The 24,816-nt window shown below is 67.1% G+C and carries 26 protein-coding genes and 1 tRNA gene; 14 read left to right on the top strand and 13 right to left on the bottom strand.

The genetic code is table 11. The features are described from left to right. Positions 1-243: 243 nt before the first annotated feature. Entirely contained in the window at positions 244-1,947 is a 1,704-nt protein-coding gene (locus ACTJJX_RS05380) for a DEAD/DEAH box helicase (RefSeq protein ID WP_003119873.1), read from the bottom strand. Between the two features lie 310 nt (positions 1,948-2,257). Here ACTJJX_RS05380 and ACTJJX_RS05375 point away from each other — a divergent pair, with 310 nt between their 5' ends. Then, the gene (locus tag ACTJJX_RS05375; RefSeq protein ID WP_003104155.1) at positions 2,258-3,049 is read left to right on the top strand and encodes a crotonase/enoyl-CoA hydratase family protein; all 792 of its coding nucleotides are present in this window, start codon (positions 2,258-2,260) and stop codon (positions 3,047-3,049) included. A 25-nt stretch (positions 3,050-3,074) separates the two neighbouring features. Here the strand turns inward: ACTJJX_RS05375 and ACTJJX_RS05370 are convergent, their stop codons facing one another. Then, complete coding sequence (locus ACTJJX_RS05370) at positions 3,075-3,824, bottom strand: spermidine synthase (protein WP_003119872.1); 750 nt, start codon at positions 3,822-3,824, stop codon at positions 3,075-3,077. A 175-nt stretch (positions 3,825-3,999) separates the two neighbouring features. Between ACTJJX_RS05370 and ACTJJX_RS05365 the strand changes: the two genes are divergently transcribed. Continuing rightward, positions 4,000-5,346, top strand: a complete 1,347-nt coding sequence (locus ACTJJX_RS05365) for a class II 3-deoxy-7-phosphoheptulonate synthase (RefSeq protein WP_003104160.1) — start codon at positions 4,000-4,002, stop codon at positions 5,344-5,346. Between the two features lie 40 nt (positions 5,347-5,386). On the opposite strand, the gene ACTJJX_RS05360 is transcribed toward ACTJJX_RS05365, so the two are convergent. Together ACTJJX_RS05360 and ACTJJX_RS05355 are read right to left on the bottom strand one after the other, a co-directional pair. Then, positions 5,387-6,595: a winged helix-turn-helix domain-containing protein gene (locus tag ACTJJX_RS05360; protein ID WP_016852697.1), complete on the bottom strand. Its 1,209-nt coding sequence runs from the start codon at positions 6,593-6,595 to the stop codon at positions 5,387-5,389. A gap of 82 nt (positions 6,596-6,677) precedes the next feature. Then, complete coding sequence (locus tag ACTJJX_RS05355; protein WP_003090935.1) at positions 6,678-6,911, bottom strand: DUF1127 domain-containing protein; 234 nt, start codon at positions 6,909-6,911, stop codon at positions 6,678-6,680. A 96-nt stretch (positions 6,912-7,007) separates the two neighbouring features. Between ACTJJX_RS05355 and ACTJJX_RS05350 the strand changes: the two genes are divergently transcribed. Beyond that, positions 7,008-7,862, top strand: coding sequence for a LysR substrate-binding domain-containing protein (locus tag ACTJJX_RS05350; RefSeq protein ID WP_003114756.1), 855 nt, complete (start codon positions 7,008-7,010; stop codon positions 7,860-7,862). A gap of 1 nt (position 7,863) precedes the next feature. Here the strand turns inward: ACTJJX_RS05350 and ACTJJX_RS05345 are convergent, their stop codons facing one another. Continuing rightward, a complete protein-coding gene (locus ACTJJX_RS05345; protein WP_003114755.1) occupies positions 7,864-8,613 on the bottom strand; it encodes a sulfite exporter TauE/SafE family protein in 750 nt (249 codons plus the stop codon). A 100-nt stretch (positions 8,614-8,713) separates the two neighbouring features. Here ACTJJX_RS05345 and ACTJJX_RS05340 point away from each other — a divergent pair, with 100 nt between their 5' ends. From ACTJJX_RS05340 to ohrR (ACTJJX_RS05330), 3 genes are all read left to right on the top strand, one after another. After that, the gene (locus ACTJJX_RS05340) at positions 8,714-9,670 is read left to right on the top strand and encodes a LysR family transcriptional regulator (RefSeq protein ID WP_003104167.1); all 957 of its coding nucleotides are present in this window, start codon (positions 8,714-8,716) and stop codon (positions 9,668-9,670) included. An 85-nt stretch (positions 9,671-9,755) separates the two neighbouring features. After that, positions 9,756-10,211 (top strand): hydroperoxide stress response transcriptional regulator OhrR, encoded by a 456-nt coding sequence (ohrR, locus tag ACTJJX_RS05335; protein ID WP_003104169.1) that lies wholly within the window; start codon positions 9,756-9,758, stop codon positions 10,209-10,211. 144 nt (positions 10,212-10,355) lie between these two features. Further along, positions 10,356-10,784, top strand: coding sequence for an organic hydroperoxide resistance protein OhrR (gene ohrR / locus ACTJJX_RS05330; protein ID WP_003104171.1), 429 nt, complete (start codon positions 10,356-10,358; stop codon positions 10,782-10,784). An 87-nt stretch (positions 10,785-10,871) separates the two neighbouring features. Here the strand turns inward: ohrR (ACTJJX_RS05330) and efp are convergent, their stop codons facing one another. Together efp and earP are read right to left on the bottom strand one after the other, a co-directional pair. Beyond that, positions 10,872-11,438, bottom strand: coding sequence for an elongation factor P (gene efp, locus ACTJJX_RS05325; RefSeq protein WP_003090942.1), 567 nt, complete (start codon positions 11,436-11,438; stop codon positions 10,872-10,874). Between the two features lie 42 nt (positions 11,439-11,480). Then, positions 11,481-12,605 carry an elongation factor P maturation arginine rhamnosyltransferase EarP gene (gene earP / locus ACTJJX_RS05320; protein WP_016852696.1) on the bottom strand — a complete coding sequence of 375 codons (1,125 nt, stop codon included), beginning with the start codon at positions 12,603-12,605 and terminating at the stop codon, positions 11,481-11,483. Positions 12,606-12,760: 155 nt separating this feature from the next. Between earP and ACTJJX_RS05315 the strand changes: the two genes are divergently transcribed. Together ACTJJX_RS05315 and oprI are read left to right on the top strand one after the other, a co-directional pair. Beyond that, positions 12,761-12,850: transfer RNA gene (locus ACTJJX_RS05315), tRNA-Ser, on the top strand. A gap of 416 nt (positions 12,851-13,266) precedes the next feature. Beyond that, positions 13,267-13,518, top strand: a complete 252-nt coding sequence (gene oprI / locus ACTJJX_RS05310; protein ID WP_003090944.1) for an outer membrane lipoprotei OprI — start codon at positions 13,267-13,269, stop codon at positions 13,516-13,518. Positions 13,519-13,641: 123 nt separating this feature from the next. Here the strand turns inward: oprI and ACTJJX_RS05305 are convergent, their stop codons facing one another. The 3 genes from ACTJJX_RS05305 to tesA form a co-directional block, all read right to left on the bottom strand. Next, on the bottom strand, positions 13,642-14,613 hold the full coding sequence (locus ACTJJX_RS05305) for a L,D-transpeptidase family protein (protein ID WP_003090946.1): 972 nt from the start codon (positions 14,611-14,613) through the stop codon (positions 13,642-13,644). A gap of 77 nt (positions 14,614-14,690) precedes the next feature. Next, positions 14,691-14,969, bottom strand: coding sequence for a hypothetical protein (locus tag ACTJJX_RS05300; protein ID WP_003090947.1), 279 nt, complete (start codon positions 14,967-14,969; stop codon positions 14,691-14,693). A 55-nt stretch (positions 14,970-15,024) separates the two neighbouring features. Next, entirely contained in the window at positions 15,025-15,630 is a 606-nt protein-coding gene (gene tesA, locus ACTJJX_RS05295; protein WP_003114753.1) for an esterase TesA, read from the bottom strand. 10 nt (positions 15,631-15,640) lie between these two features. On the opposite strand from tesA, the gene ACTJJX_RS05290 reads away from it, so the two are divergent. The 3 genes from ACTJJX_RS05290 to greB are packed head-to-tail and all read left to right on the top strand — an operon-like array spanning position 15,641 to position 19,383. Further along, positions 15,641-16,324, top strand: coding sequence for an ABC transporter ATP-binding protein (locus tag ACTJJX_RS05290; RefSeq protein WP_003090949.1), 684 nt, complete (start codon positions 15,641-15,643; stop codon positions 16,322-16,324). 8 nt (positions 16,325-16,332) lie between these two features. After that, a complete protein-coding gene (locus ACTJJX_RS05285) occupies positions 16,333-18,825 on the top strand; it encodes an ABC transporter permease (RefSeq protein ID WP_077688104.1) in 2,493 nt (830 codons plus the stop codon). A gap of 51 nt (positions 18,826-18,876) precedes the next feature. Next, on the top strand, positions 18,877-19,383 hold the full coding sequence (gene greB, locus ACTJJX_RS05280) for a transcription elongation factor GreB (protein ID WP_003090951.1): 507 nt from the start codon (positions 18,877-18,879) through the stop codon (positions 19,381-19,383). A gap of 12 nt (positions 19,384-19,395) precedes the next feature. Here greB and ACTJJX_RS05275 read toward each other — a convergent pair whose 3' ends face one another. Beyond that, positions 19,396-19,713, bottom strand: coding sequence for a hypothetical protein (locus ACTJJX_RS05275; protein WP_003452382.1), 318 nt, complete (start codon positions 19,711-19,713; stop codon positions 19,396-19,398). A gap of 176 nt (positions 19,714-19,889) precedes the next feature. Between ACTJJX_RS05275 and thpR the strand changes: the two genes are divergently transcribed. From thpR to ACTJJX_RS05260, 3 genes are all read left to right on the top strand, one after another. Next, on the top strand, positions 19,890-20,438 hold the full coding sequence (thpR, locus tag ACTJJX_RS05270) for an RNA 2',3'-cyclic phosphodiesterase (protein WP_023082229.1): 549 nt from the start codon (positions 19,890-19,892) through the stop codon (positions 20,436-20,438). A 195-nt stretch (positions 20,439-20,633) separates the two neighbouring features. Continuing rightward, positions 20,634-21,569, top strand: coding sequence for a triacylglycerol lipase (gene lipA / locus ACTJJX_RS05265; RefSeq protein ID WP_014602739.1), 936 nt, complete (start codon positions 20,634-20,636; stop codon positions 21,567-21,569). A gap of 49 nt (positions 21,570-21,618) precedes the next feature. After that, positions 21,619-22,641, top strand: a complete 1,023-nt coding sequence (locus tag ACTJJX_RS05260; protein WP_016852692.1) for a lipase secretion chaperone — start codon at positions 21,619-21,621, stop codon at positions 22,639-22,641. 167 nt (positions 22,642-22,808) lie between these two features. On the opposite strand, the gene ACTJJX_RS05255 is transcribed toward ACTJJX_RS05260, so the two are convergent. Both ACTJJX_RS05255 and ACTJJX_RS05250 read right to left on the bottom strand, forming a co-directional pair. Next, positions 22,809-23,243, bottom strand: coding sequence for a DoxX family protein (locus tag ACTJJX_RS05255; RefSeq protein ID WP_003090958.1), 435 nt, complete (start codon positions 23,241-23,243; stop codon positions 22,809-22,811). Positions 23,244-23,341: 98 nt separating this feature from the next. Beyond that, the gene (locus tag ACTJJX_RS05250) at positions 23,342-24,772 is read right to left on the bottom strand and encodes a transglycosylase SLT domain-containing protein (protein ID WP_003114749.1); all 1,431 of its coding nucleotides are present in this window, start codon (positions 24,770-24,772) and stop codon (positions 23,342-23,344) included. Positions 24,773-24,816: the final 44 nt, after the last annotated feature.

Genomic DNA, 24,816 nt, shown 5'->3' with positions numbered 1-24,816 from the left:
TCCGCGATGTCATGGATAGGCGGCAGATCAGGGCTTCGGTATGTGCAGGTCTGGCATGCACGACGTGGTGCCTGCCCTGGCGGCTGGGCAAGTCTTTTGTTTCCTTTAGACGCTTGCCAGAGGGACTCGCCCGGGGTGACGAAACGAGAAGCCGGGGCAGGCGCGAAAAACAGTCTGGCCAGCAAACATCAAGCCCATGAAAAAGCCCCGCCGAAGCGGGGCTTTTGTTCATCGCGCTGGACCTCAGTCCTCGCGATAGCGGCGCAGGCGCAGGGCCTTGCCGGCGACGCGGGTGTCCTTGAGCTTGGTCAGCAGGCGCTCGAGATTGGCCTCGGGCAGCTCGATCAGGCTGAAGGTATCGCGAATCTGGATGCGACCGATGTCCTCGCGGGACAGGCCGCCCTCGTTGAGGATCGCGCCCAGCAGGTTCTTCGCCGCAACCCCGTCGCGCGCGCCGAGGGCAGTGCGGCAGCGGGCACGGCCTTCGCTCGGCGGCGCCATCGGACGACGCTCGCCGCTGCGCTCCGGACGCTCGCCGCGTTCGCCACGGTCGGCACGCTCGCGCGGTGCCGATGGGGTCAGCGGCTGTTCGCGGCGCACCGACTCCAGGTCCAGCGCCTTGCCGGCGGTCAGGCGTGCCAGCAATGCGGCGGCCAGGGTCTCGGCATCGCAGCCGAGGCGACGGCACAGCTCGTCGCGCACCGCGCCGCGCTGCTCGACGGCGCTGTCGAGCAAGGGCGTCAGGCTCGCGGCCAGGCGCGCCAGGCGGGCCTCCAGCACGGTCTCGGCATCCGGCAGGCGGACTTCGCCGACCTTCTGCCCGGTGACCCGCTCGATCACCTGCAGCATGCGCCGCTCGCGCGGAGTCACCAGCAACAGCGCGCGCCCTTCCCGGCCGGCACGGCCGGTACGGCCGATGCGGTGCACGTAGGACTCGGGGTCGTACGGCATGTCGATGTTCAGCACGTGGGTGATGCGCGGTACGTCCAGGCCCCGGGCGGCAACGTCGGTGGCGATGACGATGTCCAGCGAACCGTCCTTCAGCGACTCGATGACCCGCTCGCGCTGGGCCTGCGGCATGTCGCCGTTGAGCGCGGCGGCGCGGTAGCCCTGGCGCTCGAGCAATTCGGCGTAGTCGAGGGTGGCCTGCTTGGTGCGGACGAAGGCGATCAGCGCGTCGAACTGCTCGACTTCCAGCAGACGCTGGATCGAACCGGCCTTCTGGTCGGCATGGACCATCAGGTGGACCTGCTCGATGCGCGCCACGGTCTGGGTCTTGGCGGCGATCTTGACGTGCTTGGGCTGCTTCAGGTGGCGCTCGGCGATGCCACGGATGGACGCCGGCAGGGTCGCCGAGAAGAGCACGGTCTGGCGCGATTCGGGAAGCGCCTCGAAGATCACTTCCAGGTCGTCCATGAAGCCGAGCTTGAGCATCTCGTCGGCTTCGTCGAGCACCAGGCGCTGGACGGTGGCCAGCAGCTTCTCGTCGCGGCGCAGGTGGTCGCACAGGCGGCCGGGGGTAGCGACGAGGATCTGTGCGCCCTGGCGCAGGGCCTTCAGCTGCGGCCCCATGGGCGCGCCGCCGTAGACGGCGACCACGCCGACGCCCGGCAATTGCTTGGAATAGGTTTCGCAGGCGGTGGCGACCTGCAGGGCCAGCTCGCGGGTCGGCACCAGCACCAGCATCTGCGGCTCGCGGCGGCTCGGGTCGATGCGCGACAGCAGCGGCAGGGCGAACGCGGCGGTCTTGCCGGTACCGGTCTGCGCCTGGCCGATCATGTCGTGGCCTTCGAGGATCAGCGGAATCGATTGAGCCTGGATAGGCGAAGGCTCTTCGTAGCCTACGGCGACGATTGCCGCGAGCACATTGGGGTGAATACCGAGCGCGGCGAAGCCGACGGTTTCCTGAGTCATGGGTTTGCCTCGTATACATCCGCAAAGACCCATGACCCATGGCTGCTCATGCCCTGTACGGCCGAAACGGCCACCCAGGCAGCTGGGGCGGGGATTTGCGAGATTGCTTTTGAATTAGAAGATTACGTAAAGGAAATCCGCAGAGCGGATACACAGCCAGAGCACAGCGCTCCGAAAAATGCAGGTCCTGAACGGGGTCAGTTTTGACCGGCGCGCATCATACCGGAATTTTGACGTTTGTGTGCGTTTTTTCCGACATGCGTCATCGGAGAGACTGACAATGGACATCCCGATTCCAGACGTCTATACCGACGTTGCCCGCCCCCCGCCAGGAAACCGCCGCATGAACGACACCCTCCCAGGACGCATCAGCCGCGAACGGCGCGGCCACCTGCTGCTGCTCGGCCTCGACCGCGTGGCCAAGCGCAACGCCTTCGACCTGCCGATGCTCGACGACCTGGTCGCCGCGCTCGGCGAATACGAGGCCGACGACCAGTTGCGCTGTGCCCTGCTCTTCGCCCACGGCGAGCATTTCACCGCCGGGCTGGACCTGGCCAATGTCGGCGAGACCTTCCGCCAGGGCTGGAAACTCCCCGAAGGCGCCGTCGATCCCTGGGGCACCTTCGGCGGCCGGCGTCCAAGCAAGCCGCTGGTGGTGGCCGTGCAAGGCTACTGCTACACCATCGGCATCGAACTGATGCTGGCGGCCGACATCAACCTCTGCGCCAGCAACGCGCGCTTCGCCCAGCTCGAAGTGCAGCGCGGAATCCTCCCGTTCGGTGGCGCGACACTGCGCATGCACCAGGTCGCCGGCTGGGGCAACGCCATGCGCTGGCTGCTCACCGGCGACGAATTCGACGCCCACGAAGCCTATCGTCTCGGCCTGGTGCAGGAAGTCACCGCCCCGGAGGACCTCCTCGACCACGCCATCGCCCTCGCCGAACGGGTCGCGGCCCAGGCGCCGCTGGGCGTGCGCGCCACCCTCGGCTCGGCGCGCCAGGCCCTGCTGGAAGGCGAAGCGGTCGCCGCCGCTGCGTTGCCGGAAGCCGCCAGGCGCCTGCTCGACAGCGAGGACGCCAAGGAAGGCCTGCGCGCTCTCCAGGAACGCCGCCCGGGACGCTTCGAAGGACGCTAGCCGGGCCCTTGTCCGCGCGCCCTGGCTACTGGGCCGGGCGCAGGCTGTCGATATAGCCCTGCAACGAATAGCCGAGTTGCGGCTCCAGCGCCGCGGCACGCGTCCGCAGGGCTTCCTGGTCGAGTTCGAGGGCCAGGTTCGCCGGCACCAGCATCACCACGTTGCCCTCGGCCACCGGACACTCCCAGTAATGATGGTGATAGCGCCCGCGCAGCAGCGGCGCGCCCAGCGGCTTGCCATCGGTGCCGCTCCACTGGTTGATCACCAGCCAGCCATCCTCGGCGAGGCGCTCCTGGCAGGCACCGAGGAAATTCCAGGCCAGGTGCGCGGCCGACGGGCCGGTATCGGTATAGAGGTCGAGGAAGATCAGGTCGGCCTCCGCGCATTCGCCCAGGCTCTCCAGTGCGTCGCCGATGCGCAATCGCAGGCGCGGGTCGTCGCGCAGCCCCAGATGCTCGCGGGCCAGGCGCGGAATCGCCGGGCGCAGCTCGATGGCCTCGGCCTCCTCCAGCGGCAGGTGGCGCAGGCAGGCCTGGGTCAGGCTGCCGGCGCCGAAACCGAGGAACAACGCGCGACGCGGTTGCGAATGGCAGAGCCCGCCGAGCAGCATGGCGCGGGTGTAGTCGTATTCCAGCCAGGCTGGATCGGGCATGAACACGCAGCTCTGCTCGACACCGTCGCCGAACTCGAGGAAGCGATAGTCGCCGGACTCGATGACCCGGATGACCCCGTATTCGTCGCGCTCCTCGACCAGCAGACGTTCTTCGCTCACCACTCACCTCCCCCCGCCGCTTCGCCGGCTATCGCCAGGCGCTCCGGCAAAAGCACCGCAGCATAGCAAAGCCGGCCCGACGATGGATTTCCGCTATTGCAACGATCGCTGGCGGCGCTGCGGCGAGCTGCTCTACCATGCCGCAATCCGCTTTCCCGAGCATTGCCAAGAGTCGTAGATGAGCCAGTCCTGGAGCCCCGAGAGCTGGAGGGCCAAGCCGATCCAGCAACAACCCGAGTACCCCGATGCCGCGCACCTGGCCAGGGTCGAGCAGACCCTCGCCGGATACCCGCCGCTGGTCTTCGCCGGCGAGGCTCGCGAGCTGCGCCGGCAGTTCGCCGAAGTCACCGCCGGACGCGCCTTCTTGCTCCAGGGCGGGGATTGCGCGGAAAGCTTCGCCGAATTTTCCGCGGCGAAGATCCGCGATACCTTCAAGGTACTGTTGCAGATGGCGGTGGTAATGACCTTCGCCGCCGGCTGCCCGGTAGTGAAGGTCGGGCGCATGGCCGGCCAGTTCGCCAAGCCGCGCTCCTCCGGCGACGAAACGCAGAACGGCGTGACCCTGCCCGCCTATCGCGGCGACATCGTCAACGGCATCGGCTTCGACGAGAAGAGCCGCGTGCCGGACCCGGAGCGCCTGTTGCAGGCCTACCACCAGTCCACCGCCAGCCTCAACCTGTTGCGCGCCTTCGCCCAGGGCGGCTTCGCCGACCTGCACCAGGTGCACCGCTGGAACCTCGATTTCATCGCCAACTCGGCGCTGGCCGAGCGCTACCAGCAACTCGCCGACCGCATCGACGAGACCCTCGCCTTCATGCGCGCCTGCGGCCTGGACAGTGCGCCGCAGCTCCGCGAAACCAGCTTCTTCACCGCCCACGAAGCGCTCCTGCTGAACTACGAGGAAGCCCTGACCCGCCGCGACAGCCTGACCGGCGAGTGGTACGACTGCTCGGCGCACATGCTCTGGATCGGCGACCGCACCCGCCAGATCGACGGCGCTCATGTCGAGATGCTGCGCGGCGTGGGCAATCCGATCGGGGTCAAGGTCGGGCCGAGCATGGACAGCGAGGAGCTGATCCGCCTGATCGATATTCTCAACCCGGACAACGATCCGGGCCGCCTCAACCTGATCGTGCGGATGGGTGCCGACAAGGTCGGCGACCACCTGCCGCGCCTGATCCAGGCCATCCAGCGCGAGGGCCGCCAGGTGCTGTGGAGTTCCGACCCGATGCACGGCAATACCATCAAGGCCTCCAGCGGCTACAAGACCCGCGACTTCGCCCGCGTGCTCGCCGAAGTCCGCCAGTTCTTCGAGGTGCACCAGGCCGAAGGCAGCTACGCCGGCGGCATCCACATCGAGATGACCGGGCAGAACGTCACCGAATGCATCGGCGGTTCGCGACCGATCACCGAAGACGGCCTCAGCGACCGCTACCACACCCACTGCGACCCGCGGCTGAACGCCGACCAGTCGCTGGAACTGGCCTTCCTGATCGCCGAAACCCTGAAGCAGGTACGCCGCTGAGCGCGCCGCGGCCGCTCCCGCCGCCCGGCGGGAGCGTTCGCTAGAGCAGCACCCCGCGCAAGCGCACCGCCAACTCCCCGCCCCCCTCGATCGCCACCGTCGCCAGGCCCAGCCAGGCGGCCATGCTGCGCAACTGCTCGGCCAGCTCGTGCAGGGCGGCATCGTCCATGCCGTTCGCCTCGGCATGCAGCGCATGCACCGCCAGGCGCTCCCGCGCCCGCTCGGCGCGGAGGTCGACGCGGCCGACCAGACGGCCGTTGTACAGGAATGGCAGCACGTAGTAGCCGTACACACGTTTTTCCTTCGGCGTGTAGATCTCCAGGCGATAGCGGAAATCGAACAGGCGCTCGGCCCGCGCCCGCTCCCAGACCAACGAGTCGAAGGGCGAGAGTAAGGCACTGGCGCCTAGCCGCCTCGGCACCTGCGGTTCGCCGGGGCAGTAGGCCGGCTGGCTCCAGCCCTCGACCCGGACCGGCAGCAGCTCGCCAGCCTCCACCAGTTCGGCGAGGCGCGCGCGGCTCTGCGCCGGGCTCAGCCGATAGTAGTCGCGCAGGTCCTTTTCGGTGGCCACGCCCAGGGCGCTCGCCGCCATCCGCAACAGCTCGCGCTGGGCCTGTGCCTCCGAAAGCTCGGGACGCGCCAGCAATTCCGCGGGAAACACCCGCTCCGGCAGATCATAGAGCCGCTCGAAACCGCGCCGTCCGGCCACCGTCAGCTCACCGGCGGCGAACAGCCATTCCAGCGCATGCTTTTCCGCGCTCCAGTCCCACCAGGGACCGGCCCGCTCCTGCCGCGTGCTCAGGCTGCCGGCACCCAGCGCGCCTTGCTCGCGCACCGCCTGCAACACCTGGCGGATCAGTGGCTGCTGTTCCCGGCCGAAACGTGCCAGTTGCTGGTAGATGCCCTGGCCGTCGGCGGCCTGGCGCATCCGCCAGCGCATCAGCGGGTAGTGTTCCAGCGGCAGCAGCGAGGCCTCGTGCCCCCAGTATTCGAACAACTGGCGGTGACGGCCGACACTCCAGGCTGCCTCGTCGAGCAGCGTCATGGAGTAGGGACCGAGGCGGGAAAACAGCGGCAGGTAGTGCGAGCGCACCAGCGCATTCACCGAATCGATCTGTAGCAGGCCGAGGCGCGCGAGCATTTCGCGCAGATGCCGCCGCTGCACGCTGCGGCGCGTCCGCCGGCCGTCGAAGCCCTGCGCGGCCAGGGCCAGGCGGCGGGCTTCGGCGAGGGAAAGCGAAAGACTCATGGAGCGCCCCAGTCGATGAAGGAGACTGCGAGTCTATCGTGCCCCCGCCGCCGCGCCAGCCCGGCGCGCCGCTGCGGTTCGCTCAATGCCGACGCAGCGGGTCGTCCCAGAAATGCCGCTCGCCCTCTTGGAAGATATCCGCCCGACTCAGGCCGAGGTCCTTCAGCGCTTCGTCGCTCATCCTCAGCAGTTCCCGGCGCTCGCGGGCCAACTGCAACCAGCGCCGCCAGCGACGCCACAACGACGGCGCAGCGGTCGAGGCGGGATGGGATGCAGCGTGGCAGTGACTGCCGAAATAATCCTGTTGACCTTTCATCGTCTTGCCCTCCGTTCGGGATAGGCACAGTCTCCCGCCAGGCATAGGATCAATCCAACGAATCATTCTTATGCAATGCATCTTGGAGATTGATGAATGAGCTACCAGCCCGGCATCGATACGGAATTGCTCCGCACCTTCGTCGCCATCGCCGAGCACGGTGGTTTCACCCGCGCCGCGGAGGCGCTGAATCGCACCCAGTCGGCGGTCAGCATGCAGATGAAGCGGCTAGAGGAGGACGTCCTGCAGCGCTCGCTGTTCGAGCGCGACGGAAGGCAGACCCGCCTCACCGCCGAAGGCCAGGTGCTGCTCGGCTATGCCCGGCGGATCCTCAAGCTGCACGGCGAGGTGTTCAACACCCTGCGCCGCCCGCACATGGTCGGCTCGGTGCGCATCGGCACCCCGGACGACTACGTGATGCGCTTCCTCCCGGCGATCCTGTCGCGCTTCGCCGAAGCCTATCCGCTGGTGCAGGTCGAGGTGCATTGCGACACCTCGCTCAACCTGCTGGCGCGCAACGACCTCGACCTGTCCATCGTCACCCGCGAGCCGGGCACAGAGATCGGCCAGTTGCTGCGCCAGGAGCCCTTCGTCTGGATGGCCGCCGAGGGCTTCTGCCCCCACGACCAGCGGCCGATCCCGCTGGCCATGTTCAACACCACCTGCTTTTGCCGGGCCTGGGCCTGCAACGCCCTGGAGGCGGCGGAACTGGACTACCGCATCGCCTACAGCAGCCCCAGCCTGTCGGCGCTGTTCGCGGTGGTCAGCGCCGGCCTCGCCGTGACCGTGCAACTGCGCAGCCTGCTCACCGGCAACCTGCGCATCCTCGACGAGAGCGAGGGCCTGCCCGCCCTGCCCTCGGCCAGCATCATGCTGATGCGCAACCCGCACAGCCAGTCACCGGTCACCGAGAAGCTCGCCGAATACATCGGCGAGGGCTTCCGTCTCTGACTCAACCGCGCACCAGCAGGAGCACCGCGCACAATGCGAGGAAGGCGCAGAAGGCCATGCGCAGGCTGCGCTCGGGCAAGGCGTGGGCCAGCCTCACGCCCCAGGAAATGCTCAGCAGGCCGCCCAGCGCCAGGGGGATCCCCATCCGCCAGTCGACATGGCCGTGCATGGCGTAGGTCCCCAGCGCCACCGCCGTGCTCGGCGCGGCCAGGGCCAGCGCGAGGCCCTGGGCGACGACCTGGGCGAGGCCGAACACCGAAGTCAGCACCGGTGTCGCCAGCACCCCGCCACCGACCCCGAAAAGCCCGCCGAGCGAGCCCGCGCCAAGGCCCAGCACGCCCATCCAGGGCAAACCGTAGCGCGGCGTCGCGCCGCCCTGCGGCGGGCGCCGGAACAGGCGCCAGAACATGTAGCCGGCCAGCGCCAGGAGGAAGATCACGAACGCTTCGCGCATCCGCGCCGCATCGATCCGCGCGGCCACGCTGGACGCTAGGAACGCGCAAAGCAGGCCGGTCAGGGCAAGGACTCCGGCCTGGCGCGGATCGATGCGGTTGCGCTGGTGGTAGCGCCACAACGCCAGCACCACGTTCGGTACCACCATCACCAGCGCGGTACCCTGCGCCAGTTGCTGGTCGAGACCGAAGATCACCCCCAGCGCCGGGATCGCCAGCAAGCCGCCGCCTATCCCGAACAGACCGCCCAGGCAACCGAGCACCATCCCCAGCAGGAAATCGAGAAATACATCCAGCATGTCAGCCCCTCTTTCGACGCCTCCATGCTAGGCAAGCGTGGCTGGATGGGAAACGCACAAGAAAGCACAATGGCTATGCCAATTACGCAAAGGCATGAGCATGTTGCCCGATACCCTCAGCGAACAGTTCGTTCTCTACCTCGATGTCCTCGATGGCGGCAGCTTCTCCGCCGCTGCGCGCAAGCACCCGCTCACCCCGTCCGCCGTGGCGCGCCGGATGGACGCCCTGGAACGCGCCGTCGGCAGCACTCTGCTGGTGCGCACCACCCATGCGGTGCGCGCTACTCCGGCCGGCCTGGCCTTCGCCGACCGCGCCCGGCGGATCGTCACCGAACTGCGCCTGGCCCGTGCCGAAGCGGTGTCCCTGAGCACCGCGCCGCAGGGCCTGATCCGTATCGATGCGCCGGTGCCCTTCGGCCGCCGCCACCTGGCCCCGGCGGTCGCCGACTTCCTCAAGGCCAACCCCGGCCTCGACGTGCAATTGCGCCTGATCGGCAGCTTCATCGACCTGCAGGGCGAACATCTCGGCGAGGTCGACCTGGTGTTGCGCGCCGGCCCGCTACCCGACAGCCGCCTGGTGGCCACCTCGCTGGCGCCGATGGTGCGGGTGGTCTGCGCCAGCCCGGAATACCTGCGCGAACACGGCGTTCCCGCATCCCCAGGCGAACTGCCGGAGCATGCCGGCATCGATTGGGACAACCTGTCGCCACCCTATGCCTGGCGCTTCCAGCACGACGGCAAGCTCCAGCACCTGCGGCCGAAACGGGCGCGGCTGGCCACCAATAACGCCGAAGCGATGGTCGACGCGGCGCTGGCCGGCCTCGGCATCGCCCACCTGCCGACCTGGTTGTGCAGCGAGTACCTGCTGCGCGGCGAACTGCAGGCGCTGTTCTGCGACGACGGCTTGCCCGCCGCCGAGCCCACCTGCATCTATGCCCTGCGCCTGGAACGCGAAGCCAGTTCGCGAACCCGCCTGCTGCTGGCTTTCCTCCGCGAGCGCTTCGGCTTTCCGCCGCCCTGGGACCAGGCCCTGCAGCAGCGTCTCGGCGAGCGCTGAGGACACCACCCGGCGGGAAACCTGGAAAGCCAATAGCCACTACGCTAAATTCATGCACAGTGCCCTACTTACTTGGAAGACAGCCATGTCCCGACTGCCCACCACCCCTTGCGAGCAGCTCAAGCTGGACAACCAGCTGTGCTTCGCCCTGTATTCCACCTCGCTGCAGATGACCAAGGTCTACAAGCCCCTGCTGCAAGCGCTCGGCCTCACCTATCCGCAGTACATCGCCATGCTGGTGCTGTGGGAACGCGACGGCCTGACCGTGGGCGAAATCAGCGCACGCATGCTTACCGACCCGGGATCGCTCACGCCTCTGCTCAAGCGCCTGGAGGGCGAAGGTCTGATTACCCGCACTCGCAGCAGCGAAGACGAGCGGGTAGTCCTGCTGCGCCTGACCGACAAGGGCCGCGCCCTGCAGCGACAGGCCGAGAGCATTCCCGCCTGCATCCTGGAGAGTACCGGCCTCGACTTGCCACAACTGGTCGCCCTAAAGGATGAGCTGCTGGCCCTGCGCAGCAACCTGCAAGCACCGGATTGAGGGGCTTATACCTACCCGTCTGGTTTTTATCGCCAAATCTTCCAACGATTTATCTTGCGCACAAAATAACATGACGATAAATTTCACTTCACGCACTTACTTAGCGCGCAAGAACTTAACGTACAAATCAGACAGGTGACCCTCATGCAAACCATCAAGGCTCTCTACACCGCAACCGCAACCGCCACCGGAGGCCGTGACGGCCGTGCGGTATCCTCGGACGGCGTGCTCGACGTGAAACTCAGCACTCCGCGCGAACTGGGCGGCCAGGGCGGCGCGGCCACCAACCCGGAACAACTGTTCGCCGCCGGCTACTCCGCCTGCTTCATCGGAGCCCTGAAGTTCGTTGCCGGCCAGCGCAAGCAGACCCTTCCCGCCGACGCCTCGATAACCGGCAAGGTCGGCATCGGCCAGATTCCCGGCGGCTTCGGCCTGGAGGTCGAACTGCACATCAACCTGCCGGGCCTGGAGCGCGAAGCCGCCGAAGCGCTGGTAGCCGCCGCCCACCAGGTCTGCCCCTACTCCAACGCTACCCGCGGCAATATCGACGTACGCCTGAACGTGTCGGTCTGAAGCTTCCGACTCTCCGCGCCGCGGCGGCGGACAGCGGAAACGAAAAAGCCCGGCGAATGCCGGGCTTTTTCTCGTCGCACGAAAGGATCAGGCCTTGACGCGGGACTTGTACTCGCCGGTGCGGGTATCGATCTCGATCGAGTCGCCGATTTCGCAGAACGCGGAAACCTGCAGCTCGGCGCCGTTGTTCAGGCGCGCGGTCTTCATCACCTTGCCCGAGGTGTCGCCGCGGACGGCCGGCTCGGTGTAGGCGATCTGGCGAACGATGGTGGTCGGCAGCTCTACCGAGATCACCTTGTCGTTGTAGAACACGGCTTCGCAGATGTCGGTCATGCCGTCTTCGATGAAGGTCAGCACGCCTTCCAGATCGTCTTTCTCGATCTCGTACTGGTTGAACTCGCTGTCCATGAAGACGTACAGCGGGTCGGCGAAGTAGGAGTAGGTCACTTCCTTGCGATCGAGGATGATCGGCTCCAGCTTGTCGTCGGCCTTGAACACGGTCTCGGTACCGGCGCCGGTCAGCAGGTTCTTCAGCTTCATCTTGACGACGGCAGCGTTACGGCCGGACTTGTTGAACTCGGCCTTCTGGATGACCCAGGGAGCGCCATTGATGTTGGCAACCTGGCCGGCGCGGAACTCTTGAGCGGTTTTCATACGAATATCCGATGGATGAAAGACAAAAAATCAGGCCGCGTATCATAGCCAATCTGCGTAAAATTGCACCAGCCTTGCCGCAAGATCCGGACGCATGCCCTGTTCGTCGGCCCAGCGCTGCGCTTCCCGACGCCACTCGGGCAGTTGCCTCTCCAGCCCCTCCCAGGCCCCGGCAAGTCCACCGCCGGCGTTCCACGCCAGCCAGAAGGTGCGCAGGTTTTCCGCCAGGTCGGCGGGCAGGCCGGCGCAATAGAGTTCGAGGAATGCCTCGAGCTTCGCCAGGTGCGCCTCCTCTTCCTGTCTATAGATGTGCCAGAGCAGCGGCCGTCCCGCCCACTGCGCGCGAACGAAGGAATCCTCGCCGCGCACCGCGTTCAGGTCGCAGCACCACAACAGGCGATCGTAGTCGTCCTGCGCCATGAACGGCAGCACCTGGACCCGCAACGCGTCGCGCACGTGGACGTCCCCGACGGCCAGGGTAGCCACCCGCAGCCAATCGGCGACATCCGCCAGCACCCGCCCTTCCGGCACCAGCAGCAGGCTCGGCTGGCGGGCGTCGCGCAGTTGTTCCAGCCAGCCAGGCAGCGCCGGGTTTTCGTAGGCAAACAGCGAAATCAGTCGCTCGCCAACCTTCCGCCGCACGCCAAGGGAGGCGAGAAACTCATCCTGCTCCGAGACGGAGGCCTGGAAACGGCGCCGACGTTCCAGCAGGCCGGCCTCGCGCAACAGGCCGCCACTGGGCTCGCGGAACCCGGGAAAGAAGAAGTACTTGGAAAGCCCGCACGCCTGCAGCGACGGCAATGCGTGGCAACTGCCGATCCATTCCTCGGCACTCAGGTACTCCAGGTTCAGCCACAGGGACGGCCGCTCGCGCATGGCCTGCCGGTGCGCCTCCGGCAGTTCGCAGGCGAAGGCCTCGATCACCACGTCGGCGGCCGCCACCGGTGCCCACGGCCGGCCCCAGGCACGCACTTCGACCCCATCCAGGCTCTGCACGTGCGCCGCCGGGTCCGCCCGCGGACAGATCCGGGCGAAGGCCTGCGGCTCGTCCACCCACAGGCGCACCGCCTGACCGTGCTCGGCGGCCAGTTGGCGAGCCAGGCGCCAGGTGACGCCGATGTCGCCATAGTTGTCGACCACGCTACAGAAAATGTCCCAGCTCGCCATCCGCCTCTCCTCTTCGTGCCCGGCAGTCTACCAAGGCACCCCGCGGACTTTCCTCCGACGACCTAAGCCGATGAAAAAGTTAAAAAAATATTTGCCAAGCGGGAAATGTTCGAGTAAATTGCGCGCCTCGACAGACACGGCGCTGTCGAGAACCTGGTGAGGTGTCCGAGTGGTTGAAGGAGCACGCCTGGAAAGTGTGTATACGGGAAACCGTATCGAGGGTTCGAATCCCTCCCTCACCGCCAGATCGCAAGAAGGCCCGGCTAATCAAGTTAGCCGGGCCTTTTTCATTTCCGCACCAATACTTACGGCATTTCCGGCAACATGCTGGCAACTTAGTTGTTACTTGCCACTCCCCGCCAAGTCGATAAGCGCCAGCCACTCCGGCGGAACATTCTCGACAACCCGGCAGCCCTCATCCCCCGCCTCTTGCAGCAACTCTACCCAAGGTCCGGGAAATTGCTTACTTGCGCCGCACGCTGGATATTTTTTGAACAAACGACACTCCAACTACTGCTAAAGTCGGGGGGACTAAAAAAAAAGTTGCTCGGCTTGCGCTTGGTCAGTTTACTTACTACAAGTAATGGGTAGTATGTAGCCGGCTAATTTCCCCGGCTGGGGAGATTGCTGTTATGGAAATGTCCACCTTAAGGGGAACACGATGAACAACGTTCTGAAATTCTCTGCTCTGGCTCTGGCTGCTGTTCTGGCCACCGGTTGCAGCAGCCACTCCAAAGAAACCGAAGCTCGTCTGACCGCTACCGAAGACGCAGCTGCTCGTGCTCAGGCTCGCGCTGACGAAGCCTATCGCAAGGCTGACGAAGCTCTGGGCGCTGCTCAGAAAGCTCAGCAGACTGCTGACGAGGCTAACGAGCGTGCCCTGCGCATGCTGGAAAAAGCCAGCCGCAAGTAATAGGTCTCACGACCTGTTGAAAACCGGTCCCTCGGGGCCGGTTTTTTTATGCCTGCGTTTCGCCGGGCATGAAAAAACCCGCGTCCCTTGCGGGTACGCGGGCCTCTGCCTCGACGCTCTCCGTCAGGGCGTAAGCTGGGTAGGATCGCTATCCACCGTCGCGGTCATCGCCGGCGCCGATTCCTGGGCGATTTCCACCGGCACGCCATCCTCCGAGGCCACCACTTCGCGGACCACGTCCCAGTTCAACTGGATACGCTTGGCCAGGTCGTCGCGCTTGAGCAGGGTGTTGATCACCGCGGTGTGCTTGTCCACCACCGACGGGTCGCCATGGTCGTTCAGCGGCGTATGCGCCTCCAGGTAGACCTTGCCGTTGCTCACGCCGAACTTGTAGGGCTCGTTGATGATACGCACGCTGGTGCCGACGCTGATCATCGAGAACAGGTGGGTCACGTCGGCGTTGTACATGCGGAAGCAGCCATGGCTGGTGCGGGTGCCGATGCCGAACTTCTTGTTCGAACCATGGATCAGGTAGCCCGGCACGCCCAGGGTCAGCTTGTACGGCCCCAGCGGATTGTCCGGGCCCGGCGGCACCACGGTCGGCAGCGGATCGCCATCGGCGGCGTGCTCGGCGCGGATCGAGGCCGGCGGATACCAGGCCGGGTCCTTGGTCTTGGCGGTGATGCGGGTGTTCGCGATCGGCGAACCCCAGCCCTCGCGGCCGATGCCCAGCGGATAGGTGTGCACCACGTTCTGCCCTTTCGGGTAGTAGTACAGGCGGTATTCGGCCAGGTTGATCACCACGCCTTCGCGCGGGCCAGGCGGCAGCACGAAGCGGGTCGGGATGATCACCTCGGTGCCGACGCCCGGCAGCCAGGGATCGACACCGGGGTTGGCGGCGACCATTTCGCTGTAGCCCAGGTTGTACTGCTCGCCGAGGTCGGCGAAAGTGTCCTCGTACTTGGCCTTGATCACCTGGACCTGGCCGACGACGTCCTCGCCCGGAGGCGGGAGCTGCAGTTCCAGGGCCGATGCGGAGCCGGCCGAAAGCAGCGCGGCGAAAGACAGTGAGACAACGGGTACGCGCGACAACATTCCGGAGAATCCTTGGCGAGTGCGATGAAGGAGTAGGAAAGACAGTGTAACACCCCGCCAGGTTTCACCGGGAGGGCTCAGACCAACCAGGACAGGCGCTCCCCGCGCTTTTCCGCCTCCAGTTGTTTCCGGCAATCGGGACACAGCAGCCGGTCGCGCAGACGCGCCCGTTCCAGCGGCTGCCAGCGCGGCTGGGCCGGCAGCAGCTTGCCGCAAAGCGTGCGGTCCGCCGGGGTATCCAGCTCCAGCTGACGCGCCACCACATGCACCCGGACCTCGCGACAGGCGAACAGGTCCAGCTGATCGTCGGGCTCGATCAGTTGATAGGCATAGAGGGTCCAGGCGGGACGCGGCATGGGGGGCTCCTGAGGGGTGCGCAACCTTAGCCGAAAGCGGTTTCCCGGGGAAGTCTCAAAGCAGCGGTTTCAGCGTCGGCCAGACATTTTCCAGGAGCCTCGGCTGGGCGGCGAGCGCCGGATGGATGCCATCCGCCTGCATCATCCCCTGGACCCCGCCGACCCCTTCGAGGAAAAACGGCACCAGGGCGGTCTTTTCCTGCGCCGCGACCGCGCCGTAGACCCTGGAAAAGGCCTCGATGTAGCGCGGGCCGTAGTTCGGCGGCAACTGGATACCCAGCAGCAGCACCTTCGCTCCTTCCGCCCGGGCCTTTTGCGCCATGCTGGCAAGATTCTGTTGCAATTGCGCCGGTGCCATTCCGCGCAGCCCGTCGTTGCCTCCCAGCTCGATCACCACCAGCGCCGGCTTCTCCTCGGCAAGCAGCGCCGGCAGGCGCGCCAGGCCGCCCGCGGAGGTGTCGCCGCTGATCGAGGCGTTCACCACCCGGTAGTCGTAACCTTCGTCGGCGAGGCGCTTCTGCAACAGGGCGACCCAGCCCTGGCTGGTATCCAGTCCCAAAGCGGCGCTGATACTATCGCCCACGACCAACAGCGTCTGCGCCGCGGCCTGCTGGGTCAGCAGGACCAGGGCCAGGCAGCCGCTCAACAGCAATGCACGCATCGGAACCTCCATGAGCGCCAGCATTCTCAACGCGCAGAACCTTAGCAAGGTTGTCGGTAGCGCGGAAGGCAAGTTGACCATCCTCCACGACCTCTCCCTCGACCTCGCCCGCGGCGACAGCCTGGCGATCGTCGGCAGCTCCGGCTCCGGCAAGTCGACCCTGCTCGGCCTGCTCGCCGGGCTCGACCAGCCCAGCGGCGGCGAGGTGCGTCTCGCCGGGCACGCCCTCGGCGACCTCGACGAGGACCAGCGGGCGCGCGTCCGCGCGGCCCATGTAGGCTTCGTATTCCAGTCGTTCCAGTTGCTCGACAGCCTCGATGCGCTGGAGAACGTGATGCTGCCCCTGGAGCTGGAAGGCCGCGCCGACGCTCGCCAGCGCGCCAGAGAACTGCTCGAGCGAGTCGGCCTCGGCCAACGCCTGGGCCACTATCCGCGCCAGCTCTCCGGCGGCGAGCAGCAACGGGTCGCCATTGCCCGTGCCTTCGCGGCGGAGCCGGACGTGCTGTTCGCCGACGAACCCACCGGCAACCTCGACAGCGCCACCGGCGAGCGGATCAGCGACCTGCTCTTCGAACTCAACCGCGAACGCGGTACCACCCTGGTCCTGGTTACCCACGACGAGCGTCTGGCGCATCGCTGCCGGCGCCTGATCCGTCTGGAAAGCGGTCGCCTGATCGACCGGGTCGAACCCTGATGAAGCCGGTGCCCCTCTCCCGCCTGCTGAGCCTCGCCGGTCGCCAATTGTTCCGCGAGTCGCGCAGCGGCGAGCTGCGCGTGCTGTTCTTCGCCCTGCTGATCGCGGTCGCCTCGAGCACCGCCATCGGCTATTTCAGCGCCCGCCTGAACGGCGCCATGCTCGCCCGCGCCGCCGAGTTCCTCGGCGCCGACCTGGTGCTCAACGGTACCCAGCCGGCAAGCGCCGAACAGATCGAACGCGGCACCCGTCTGGGCCTGCGCCACGCCGACAGCGTCGAGTTTTCCAGCGTGATCGCCACCGACCAGGGCATCCAGCTCAGCAGCATCAAGGCGGTCGGCGACCGCTACCCCCTGCGCGGCCAGCTCAAGAGCGCTGCCGCGCCGTTCGCCGCCGAGCAGGCCGGCGGTCGTCCGCAGGCGGGCGAGGTATGGGTCGAATCGCGCTTGCTGGTCAGCCTCGACCTGAAGGTCGGCGACAGCATCGAGATCGGCCGCAAGCCGCTGCGCATCGCGCGCATCCTTACCTACGAGCCGGACCGCGCCGGCGACTTCTACAGCCTGACGCCCCGCGCCATGATGAGCCTGGCCGACCTCGATGCCACCGGGGTGGTCCAGCCGGGCAGCCGGGTGCGTTACCGCGATCTGTGGGAAGGCCCGCCGGAAGCCCTCCAGGCCTATCGCCAGCAGGTCAAGGGCAGCCTCGCCGCCAACCAGCGCCTGCAGGATGCCCGCGACGGCAACCGCCAGGTGGGCGATGCCCTCGGCCGTGCCGAGCGCTACCTGAACCTGGCCAGCCTGGCCGCGGTGCTGCTCGCCGGCGTCGCCGTGGCGCTGTCCGCCGCCCGTTTCGCTGCACGGCGCTACGACGCCAGCGCGCTGCTGCGCTGCCTCGGTCTGTCGCGCAGCGAAACCCTGCTCCTCTACGCGCTGCAACTGTTGCTGCTGGGCCTGCTCGCCAGCGCCATCGGCGCCCTGCTCGGCTGGTTGGCGCAGCTCGGCCTGTTCCGCCTGCTCGCCACGCTGCTGCCGCCGGACGTACCAGCCGGCGGCCTGTTCCCCGCCTTCGCCGGGATCGCCACCGGCCTGGTAGCGCTGGCCGGCTTCGCCCTGCCGCCGCTGGCAGCCCTGGGCCGGGTACCGCCGTTGCGGGTCCTGCGCAGCGACCTGCTGCCGGTGCCGATGCGCACCTGGATGGCCTACGCCTGCGCCCTGCTCGCCCTGGGCCTGATCATGTGGCGGTTGAGTCTCGACCTGAAGCTGACCCTCGCCCTGCTCGGCGGCGGCCTGGTCGCCACGCTGGTGCTCGGCGCTCTCCTGCTGCTCGGCCTGAACGGCCTGCGCCGGGCACTGGCGCGTGCCAGCCTGCCATGGCGGCTGGGACTCGGCCAGTTGTTGCGGCACCCACTGGCCGCCGCCGGACAGAGCCTGGCCTTCGGCCTGATCCTGCTGGCCATGGCCCTGATCGCCCTGCTTCGCGGCGAACTGCTGGATACCTGGCAGGCCCAGTTGCCGCCGGACGCCCCCAACCATTTCGCCCTGAACATCCTGCCGACGGAAAAGGACGCCTTCGAACGTCGCGTGCAAAAGCTCTCCCCCGGCGCCGAGCCGCTGTTCCCCATGGTTCCCGGGCGCCTGGTAGCGGTGAACGGCAAGCCGGTCCAGGCGCTCGACGAAGACGTGCGCAGCGAGCGTGCCCTGCAGCGCGACCTCGGCCTGACCTGGTCGGAGCGACTGCCCTCCGGCAACCAGCTCACCGCCGGACGCTGGTGGAGCGCGCCGCAGCCGGGGGCCCTGCCGGGCGTGTCGGTGGAAGAGAAGCTGGCCGCCAACCTGCGCATCCAGGTCGGCGACCGGCTCACCTTCAGCGTCGCCGGGCAGAATCGCGAGGTCCAGGTCCAGAGCCTGCGCAAGGTGAAGTGGGACAATTTCCAGCCGAACTTCTTCATGGTCTTCCAGCCCGGCACCCTGACCGACCTGCCGGTGACCTACCTGACCAGCTTCTACCTGCCGGCCAGCCAGGAACGCGACCTGATCGAACTGGCCCGCGCCTTCCCCACCGTCACCCTGCTGCCGGTAGACGCCCTGCTGAGCCAGCTGCGGAGCATCCTCGACCAGGTCACCCTGGCCGTGGAGTACGTGCTGGTGTTCGTTCTCGCGGCGGGTTTCGTGGTGCTCTTCGCCGGTCTCCAGGCGACCCTCGACGAGCGCGTGCGCCAGGGTGCCCTGCTGCGCGCGCTGGGTGCCGAGCGCGAGTTGCTGCAACGTACCCGGCGGGTGGAGTTCGCCCTGCTCGGCGCAGTCAGCGGCCTGCTCGCGGCGCTCGGCTGCGAGGCGGTCAGCCTGCTGCTCTACCGACTGGTCTTCGGCCTGCCGTGGCAAGCGCATCCCTGGTTGCTCGCACTGCCTCTGGTGGGCGCCGTGCTGGTAGGCGGCGCCGGCCTGCTGGGCACCCGTCGCGCCCTCAACAGCAGCCCGCTGCGGGTCCTGCGCGAGGGCTGATCGGATACACTGGCAGGCTTTCATCCGTTCATTTGTGGAACCACCCGAACCATGAGTCGCTATCGTCCACCGCGCACCGCCGGCACCCCGCTGATCACTCCGGAGGGCGCCGCGCGGTTACGCGCAGAGCTGCATGAACTCTGGCACGTGCGCCGTCCCCAGGTGACCCAGGCGGTCAGCGAAGCCGCCGCCCTCGGCGATCGCTCGGAAAACGCCGAATACATCTACGGCAAGAAGATGCTGCGCGAGATCGACAGCCGCGTGCGCTTCCTGCGCAAGCGCCTGGAGAACCTGAAAGTGGTCGGCGAGCGGCCGGCGGATCCGAACCGGGTGTACTTCGGCGCCTGGGTGACCCTGGAAGACGAAGACGGCGAGCAGGCCCGCTATCGCATCGTCGGCCCCGACGAACTGGACCTGCGCAACAACCAGATCAGCATCGACTCGCCGCTCGCCCGCGCACTGGTCGGCAAGGAGCTTGACGCCGAGGTGCTGGTGCGCACCCCGGCCGGGGAAAAGCTCTGGTTCGTCGTCGAGATCGAGTATCCGCCGGCGCCCTGAGGGGTCACGCGCTCAGCGCAGGATACGGCGGGTGATCAGGCCCTGGCGGGCGACCCGGATCAGTTGCCGGACCACCAGGTCCAGCTCTTCCGCCTCGGGGGCCTGGACCACGGCGAAGTCGAACGCGTCGCTGGGGAAGCGCGCCAGGTCCTTGCCGTCCTGGGCGAACTGGATAAGGAAGGTACGCGAACCGTTCCAGCGCTTCGGCCAGCCTTCGAGGTAACGGACGAGGGTCGGCTGGTGTGGGCCGCTGAGGAGAATCCTCGGGTTCCGCCGGACCAGGCCGGTGGTGATGGGTGCCAGGCGCAATTGCGTGCTGGGACAGGTCATGACGTCATGTCTCCGCCTCTTCGGTCCCGCTGGACAGCGGTGAGAGGCAACACCGAGCCAGCGCTTTAGCGGTATTTCGGCTGCTGCCGGGCGCCCCGCAAGTTGCTGTTTAAATCGGCGCACGCGCATCCTAGAAAAGCCGCATGGAGACTGTCAAGAAACACGCGGAGGCGCCCATGCCCGATCGCTTTCTTCGCCTGTTCTTCGCCCTGCCCTGCCCACCTCCCCTCGCCGAGCGGATCGGCCGGTGGCGCGATGACCGGCCACTGCCCGGACGCCAGGTGGCGACGGCGAACCTGCACCTGACCCTGGCCTTCCTCGGGCAGGTCCCGTACGCTCGGCTCGAGGCCCTGCTGGACATGGCCGCGGCCATCGAGGCCGCGCCCTTCGACCTGTATCTCGACCGCCTGCTGCGCTGGAGAAACGGCATCCTGCTGCTGGCCCCCAGCCAACCGCCCGGCGCCCTCCTGCGCCTGCGCCGCGCCCTGCGCTCCGGCCTTGCCGAACTGGAGCTGCCCGTGGAAACCCGCCCATTCAGCCCCCATCTGACCCTGGCTCGCGATGCCGCGCCGCTGAAGGACGCCCCGCTACCCCCAACCTTCGTATGGCAGGTCGACCATTTCAGCCTGTTTTGCTCGCAAAACGACGCCGCGGGCGTGCGCTACCGCACACTCGGTCGCTGGGCGTTGTGCGGGGAAGATTCAAACGAGCGTTTCGCGCCGTAACAACCCGCCTCTTCCGCTCTGCCACGCAGGTTATGACCGGCCGCCAGGAAGCCGCGGATTTCCTGGCCTGGAGGAAAAAAGCCGAAGCTGGCACGGTTCCTGCGCAAGGGACAGCGAAGCGGTTCTCCCGGAAGGATTCGGGCGATGGCTGGCAGGACGCGCCCCTCGGCCCCATCAACCTGAGATGAGAACAACATGAAGAAGAAGTCTCTGCTCCCCCTCGGCCTGGCCATCGGCCTCGCCTCTCTCGCTGCCAGCCCTCTGATCCAGGCCAGCACCTACACCCAGACCAAATACCCCATCGTGCTGGCCCACGGCATGCTCGGCTTCGACAATATCCTCGGGGTCGACTACTGGTTCGGCATTCCCAGCGCCTTGCGCCGTGACGGTGCCCAGGTCTACGTCACCGAAGTCAGCCAGTTGGACACCTCGGAAGTCCGCGGCGAGCAGTTGCTGCAACAGGTGGAGGAAATCGTCGCCCTCAGCGGCCAGCCCAAGGTCAACCTGATCGGCCACAGCCACGGCGGGCCGACCATCCGCTACGTCGCCGCCGTACGTCCCGACCTGATCGCTTCCGCCACCAGCGTCGGCGCCCCGCACAAGGGTTCGGACACCGCCGACTTCCTGCGCCAGATCCCACCGGGTTCGGCCGGCGAGGCAGTCCTCTCCGGGCTGGTCAACAGCCTCGGCGCGCTGATCAGCTTCCTTTCCAGCGGCAGCGCCGGTACGCAGAATTCACTGGGCTCGCTGGAGTCGCTGAACAGCGAGGGGGCCGCGCGCTTCAACGCCAAGTACCCGCAGGGCATCCCCACCTCGGCCTGCGGCGAAGGCGCCTACAAGGTCAACGGCGTGAGCTATTACTCCTGGAGCGGTTCCTCGCCGCTGACCAACTTCCTCGATCCGAGCGACGCCTTCCTCGGCGCCTCGTCGCTGACCTTCAAGAACGGCACCGCCAACGACGGCCTGGTCGGCACCTGCAGTTCGCACCTGGGCATGGTGATCCGCGACAACTACCGGATGAACCACCTGGACGAGGTGAACCAGGTCTTCGGCCTCACCAGCCTGTTCGAGACCAGCCCGGTCAGCGTCTACCGCCAGCACGCCAACCGCCTGAAGAACGCCAGCCTGTAGGACCCCGGCCGGGGCCTCGGCCCCGGCCCTTTCCCGGAAGCCCCCTCGCGTGAAGAAAATCCTCCTGCTGATTCCACTGGCGTTCGCCGCCAGCCTGGCCTGGTTCGTCTGGCTGGAACCTTCCCCCGCACCCGAGACGGCGCCCCCGGCCAGCGCGCAGGCGGGCGCAGACCGCGCCCCGCCAGCAGCCTCCACGGGAGAAGCGGTGCCGGCCCCCCAGGTCATGCCGGCCAAGGTCGCGCCGCTGCCAACCTCCTTCAGGGGCACCAGCGTCGATGGCAGTTTCAGTGTCGACGCCAGCGGCAACCTGCTGATCACCCGCGACATCCGCAACCTGTTCGACTACTTCCTCAGCGCCGTCGGCGAAGAGCCCCTGCAGCAAAGCCTGGACCGCCTGCGCGCCTACATCGCCGCCGAACTCCAGGAGCCGGCGCGCGGCCAGGCGTTGGCGCTGATGCAGCAATACATCGACTACAAGAAGGAACTGGTGCTGCTCGAACGCGACCTGCCGCGCCTGGCCGACCTCGACGCCCTGCGCCAGCGGGAAGCCGCGGTGAAAGCCCTGCGCGCGCGGATCTTCAGCAACGAAGCGCACGTGGCGTTCTTCGCCGACGAGGAAACCTACAACCAGTTCACCCTGGAGCGCCTGGCGATCCGCCAGGACGGCAAGCTCAGCGCCGAGGAAAAGGCCGCCGCCATCGACCGCCTGCGCGCCAGCCTGCCGGAAGACCAGCAGGAAAGCGTGCTGCCGCAACTGCAAAGCGAACTGCAGCAGCAGACCGCCGCCCTCCAGGCCGCTGGCGCCGGCCCGGAAGCCATCCGCCAGATGCGTCAGCAACTGGTGGGCGCCGAAGCCACCACCCGCCTGGAGCAACTCGATCGGCAACGCTCGGCCTGGAAGGGCCGGCTGGACGACTATTTCGCCGAGAAGAGCCGGATCGAAGGCAATACCGGGCTGAGCGAAGCCGACCGCCGCGCGGCGGTCGAACGCCTGGCCGAGGAGCGCTTCAGCGAACAGGAACGCTTGCGCCTGGGCGCGCTGGAACAGATGCGCCAGGCCGAGCAGCGCTGACCGACACGGAAACGCCAAGAACGCGGCGAAGGGCGCTTCGGCGGATAACGCTACCCTCAGGGGTGCAGCCCTGGCGTGGCCGGCGAGGCGGAAACCTTGTGCTGCGCGCCGCAACGAAAAAGGGCGGCCACCCGAAGGTGTCCGCCCTTTTTCGTCGCCAGCCCGGTTCAGCGGGACAGCTTGCCGTCCAGCGAGAACTTGCCGGCGCCATCGATCAGCAGCGCCACGCTGATCATCAGCAGGGTCAGGGCATATTCATAGCCGTTGTCGGTGATGAAGAAGCCATTGCCGATGTGCACGCTGAAGATCGCCACGATCATGGTGAAGCCCACCACCACCGACGCCGGACGCACCAGCAGGCCGATCACCAGCGCCAGGCCGCCGAAGAACTCGGCGCTGCCGGCCAGGGTCGCCAGCAGGTAGCCAGGGGTTAGGCCGATGGATTCGAACCACTGCGCCATGCCGTTCAGGCCGGCGCCGCCGAACATGCCGAAGAGCTTTTGCGAACCGTGGGACATCAGGGTAAGACCGGTGACGATACGCAGGATGGCCAGGCCGGCACCGGCGTTGGTCGACAGGATGGTCTTGATCAGTGGATTCATGGTGCGTCCTCAGGTGTGGGATAAGATGGGCACACTATAGGCAAGATAATTCGATATTAAAACCGCAAAAAACGCGTTATCAATATCGAATTTATAGATTATTTTTGAGCCGTCGCCGTCTTCGCACGCACCCCGGGCTCCAGGCGAACCCGTTCGCGTTCATATGCAAGGTAGTACTTGTTGACGCTGCTGACATAACTCACCACACCCATGCCTATCTCTTCCGCAGCCACCCGCTCGACCTGGAAGAACCAGCGATTCGGATCGAGCCCCCGGCGACGCGCCTGGGTGCGCAGGTTCTGCACCCGCTCCGGGCCCATGTTGTAGGCCGCCAGGGTGAACGCCAGGCGCTCGCGTTCGTCGAGGTGCTTGCTGGAGAAGAACTGCTTGCGGATCTTGGTCAGGTAGCGACTGGCGGCCAGCACGTTGCTGTCCTTGTCGTGCACATTGCCGACCCCGACGCTGCGCGCCGCCGCCGGGGTGATCTGCATCAGCCCGCTGGCGCCGCCGGAACCGCGCGCCTTCGGGTTCAGGTGCGACTCCTTGTAGGCCACCGCCGCCAGCGCCAGCCAGTCCATGCTGCTCTGCCGCGCGTAGCGCTGCAGCAGTGGACGGACCGCTTCCAGGCGCTTGCGGTCCGCCGCGCCGAGGGGGTTGCGGACCTTGTAGGCGCGCCGGTAGACGCGCTGGAAAGCCACGTCCTGGTCGGCCGGCGCGCGGTAGTCGGCGAGGAAGCGGTCGATGGTCGCGCGCAGGGTGCTGGCATCGCGGCGCACGTACCAGGCCATGTCGGCGCGATTGTCCAGCACCAGGTGGCGGTCGACGCGCAGTTTCGGCAGCACCTTGGCCCAGCGTTCGGCGATGGGCTGCTCGACCACGGTGAAGCCGAGGATGCCTGCCTGGACCATTTCCATCACATCCTCGACGGCCAGGGAAGCGTCCAGCTTTTCGATCCGGATCGGTGCCATGCGGCGTTGCGCCAGGCGCTGGTTGACCAGTTCGATGGCGCCCTCGGCGGCGCTGCCGGCCGGCAGCGGGATGGTCCGCCCGGACAACTGCTCCAGGCGCGTGTAGCGCCGGTTGCCCTTGCGCGCCACCAGCACCAGCGGCACATCGGCGCGCACCGGTGCGCTCGGGCTGACCTGCAGGCCGTCGTGCGCCGGCAGCAGTTCGCCGGGGGCGACCAGGTCGCCTTCGCCACGCTGCAGGGCGGCAAGCAACTGGTCCTTGGGCTTGGGTATGAGCTTGAGGGTGAGGTTCCGCGCGGACGGCGAGCGGCTGTTGAGGTATTGCTCGAAGGCGCGCAGGCGACGGTACTCGACGCCGATCGGCTCGCCCTTCACCTCGCCCGAGCTGTTGCGGCTCTGGTTGACCAGCACCTTGAGCACGCCAGCGCGGCGGATGCTCGCCAGGTCGCGGGTCTCCGGCTGTTCCCTGTGCCAGTTGTCCGGCTGGCCGGTGATGCGCGCAGCCGCCGGCAAGGGTGCGAGCACCAGCAGGCAAAGCGAAAGCAGCAACAGACGCGTCATCCAGGTCTCCAGAGGCCAGGCTCGATGTCCCTCTCCGGGGGACC

Source organism: Pseudomonas sp. 22490 (assembly GCF_052044465.1).
Taxonomy (GTDB): Bacteria; Pseudomonadota; Gammaproteobacteria; order Pseudomonadales; family Pseudomonadaceae; genus Pseudomonas; species Pseudomonas aeruginosa.
This window is presented reverse-complemented; position numbering and strand designations above follow the sequence as displayed.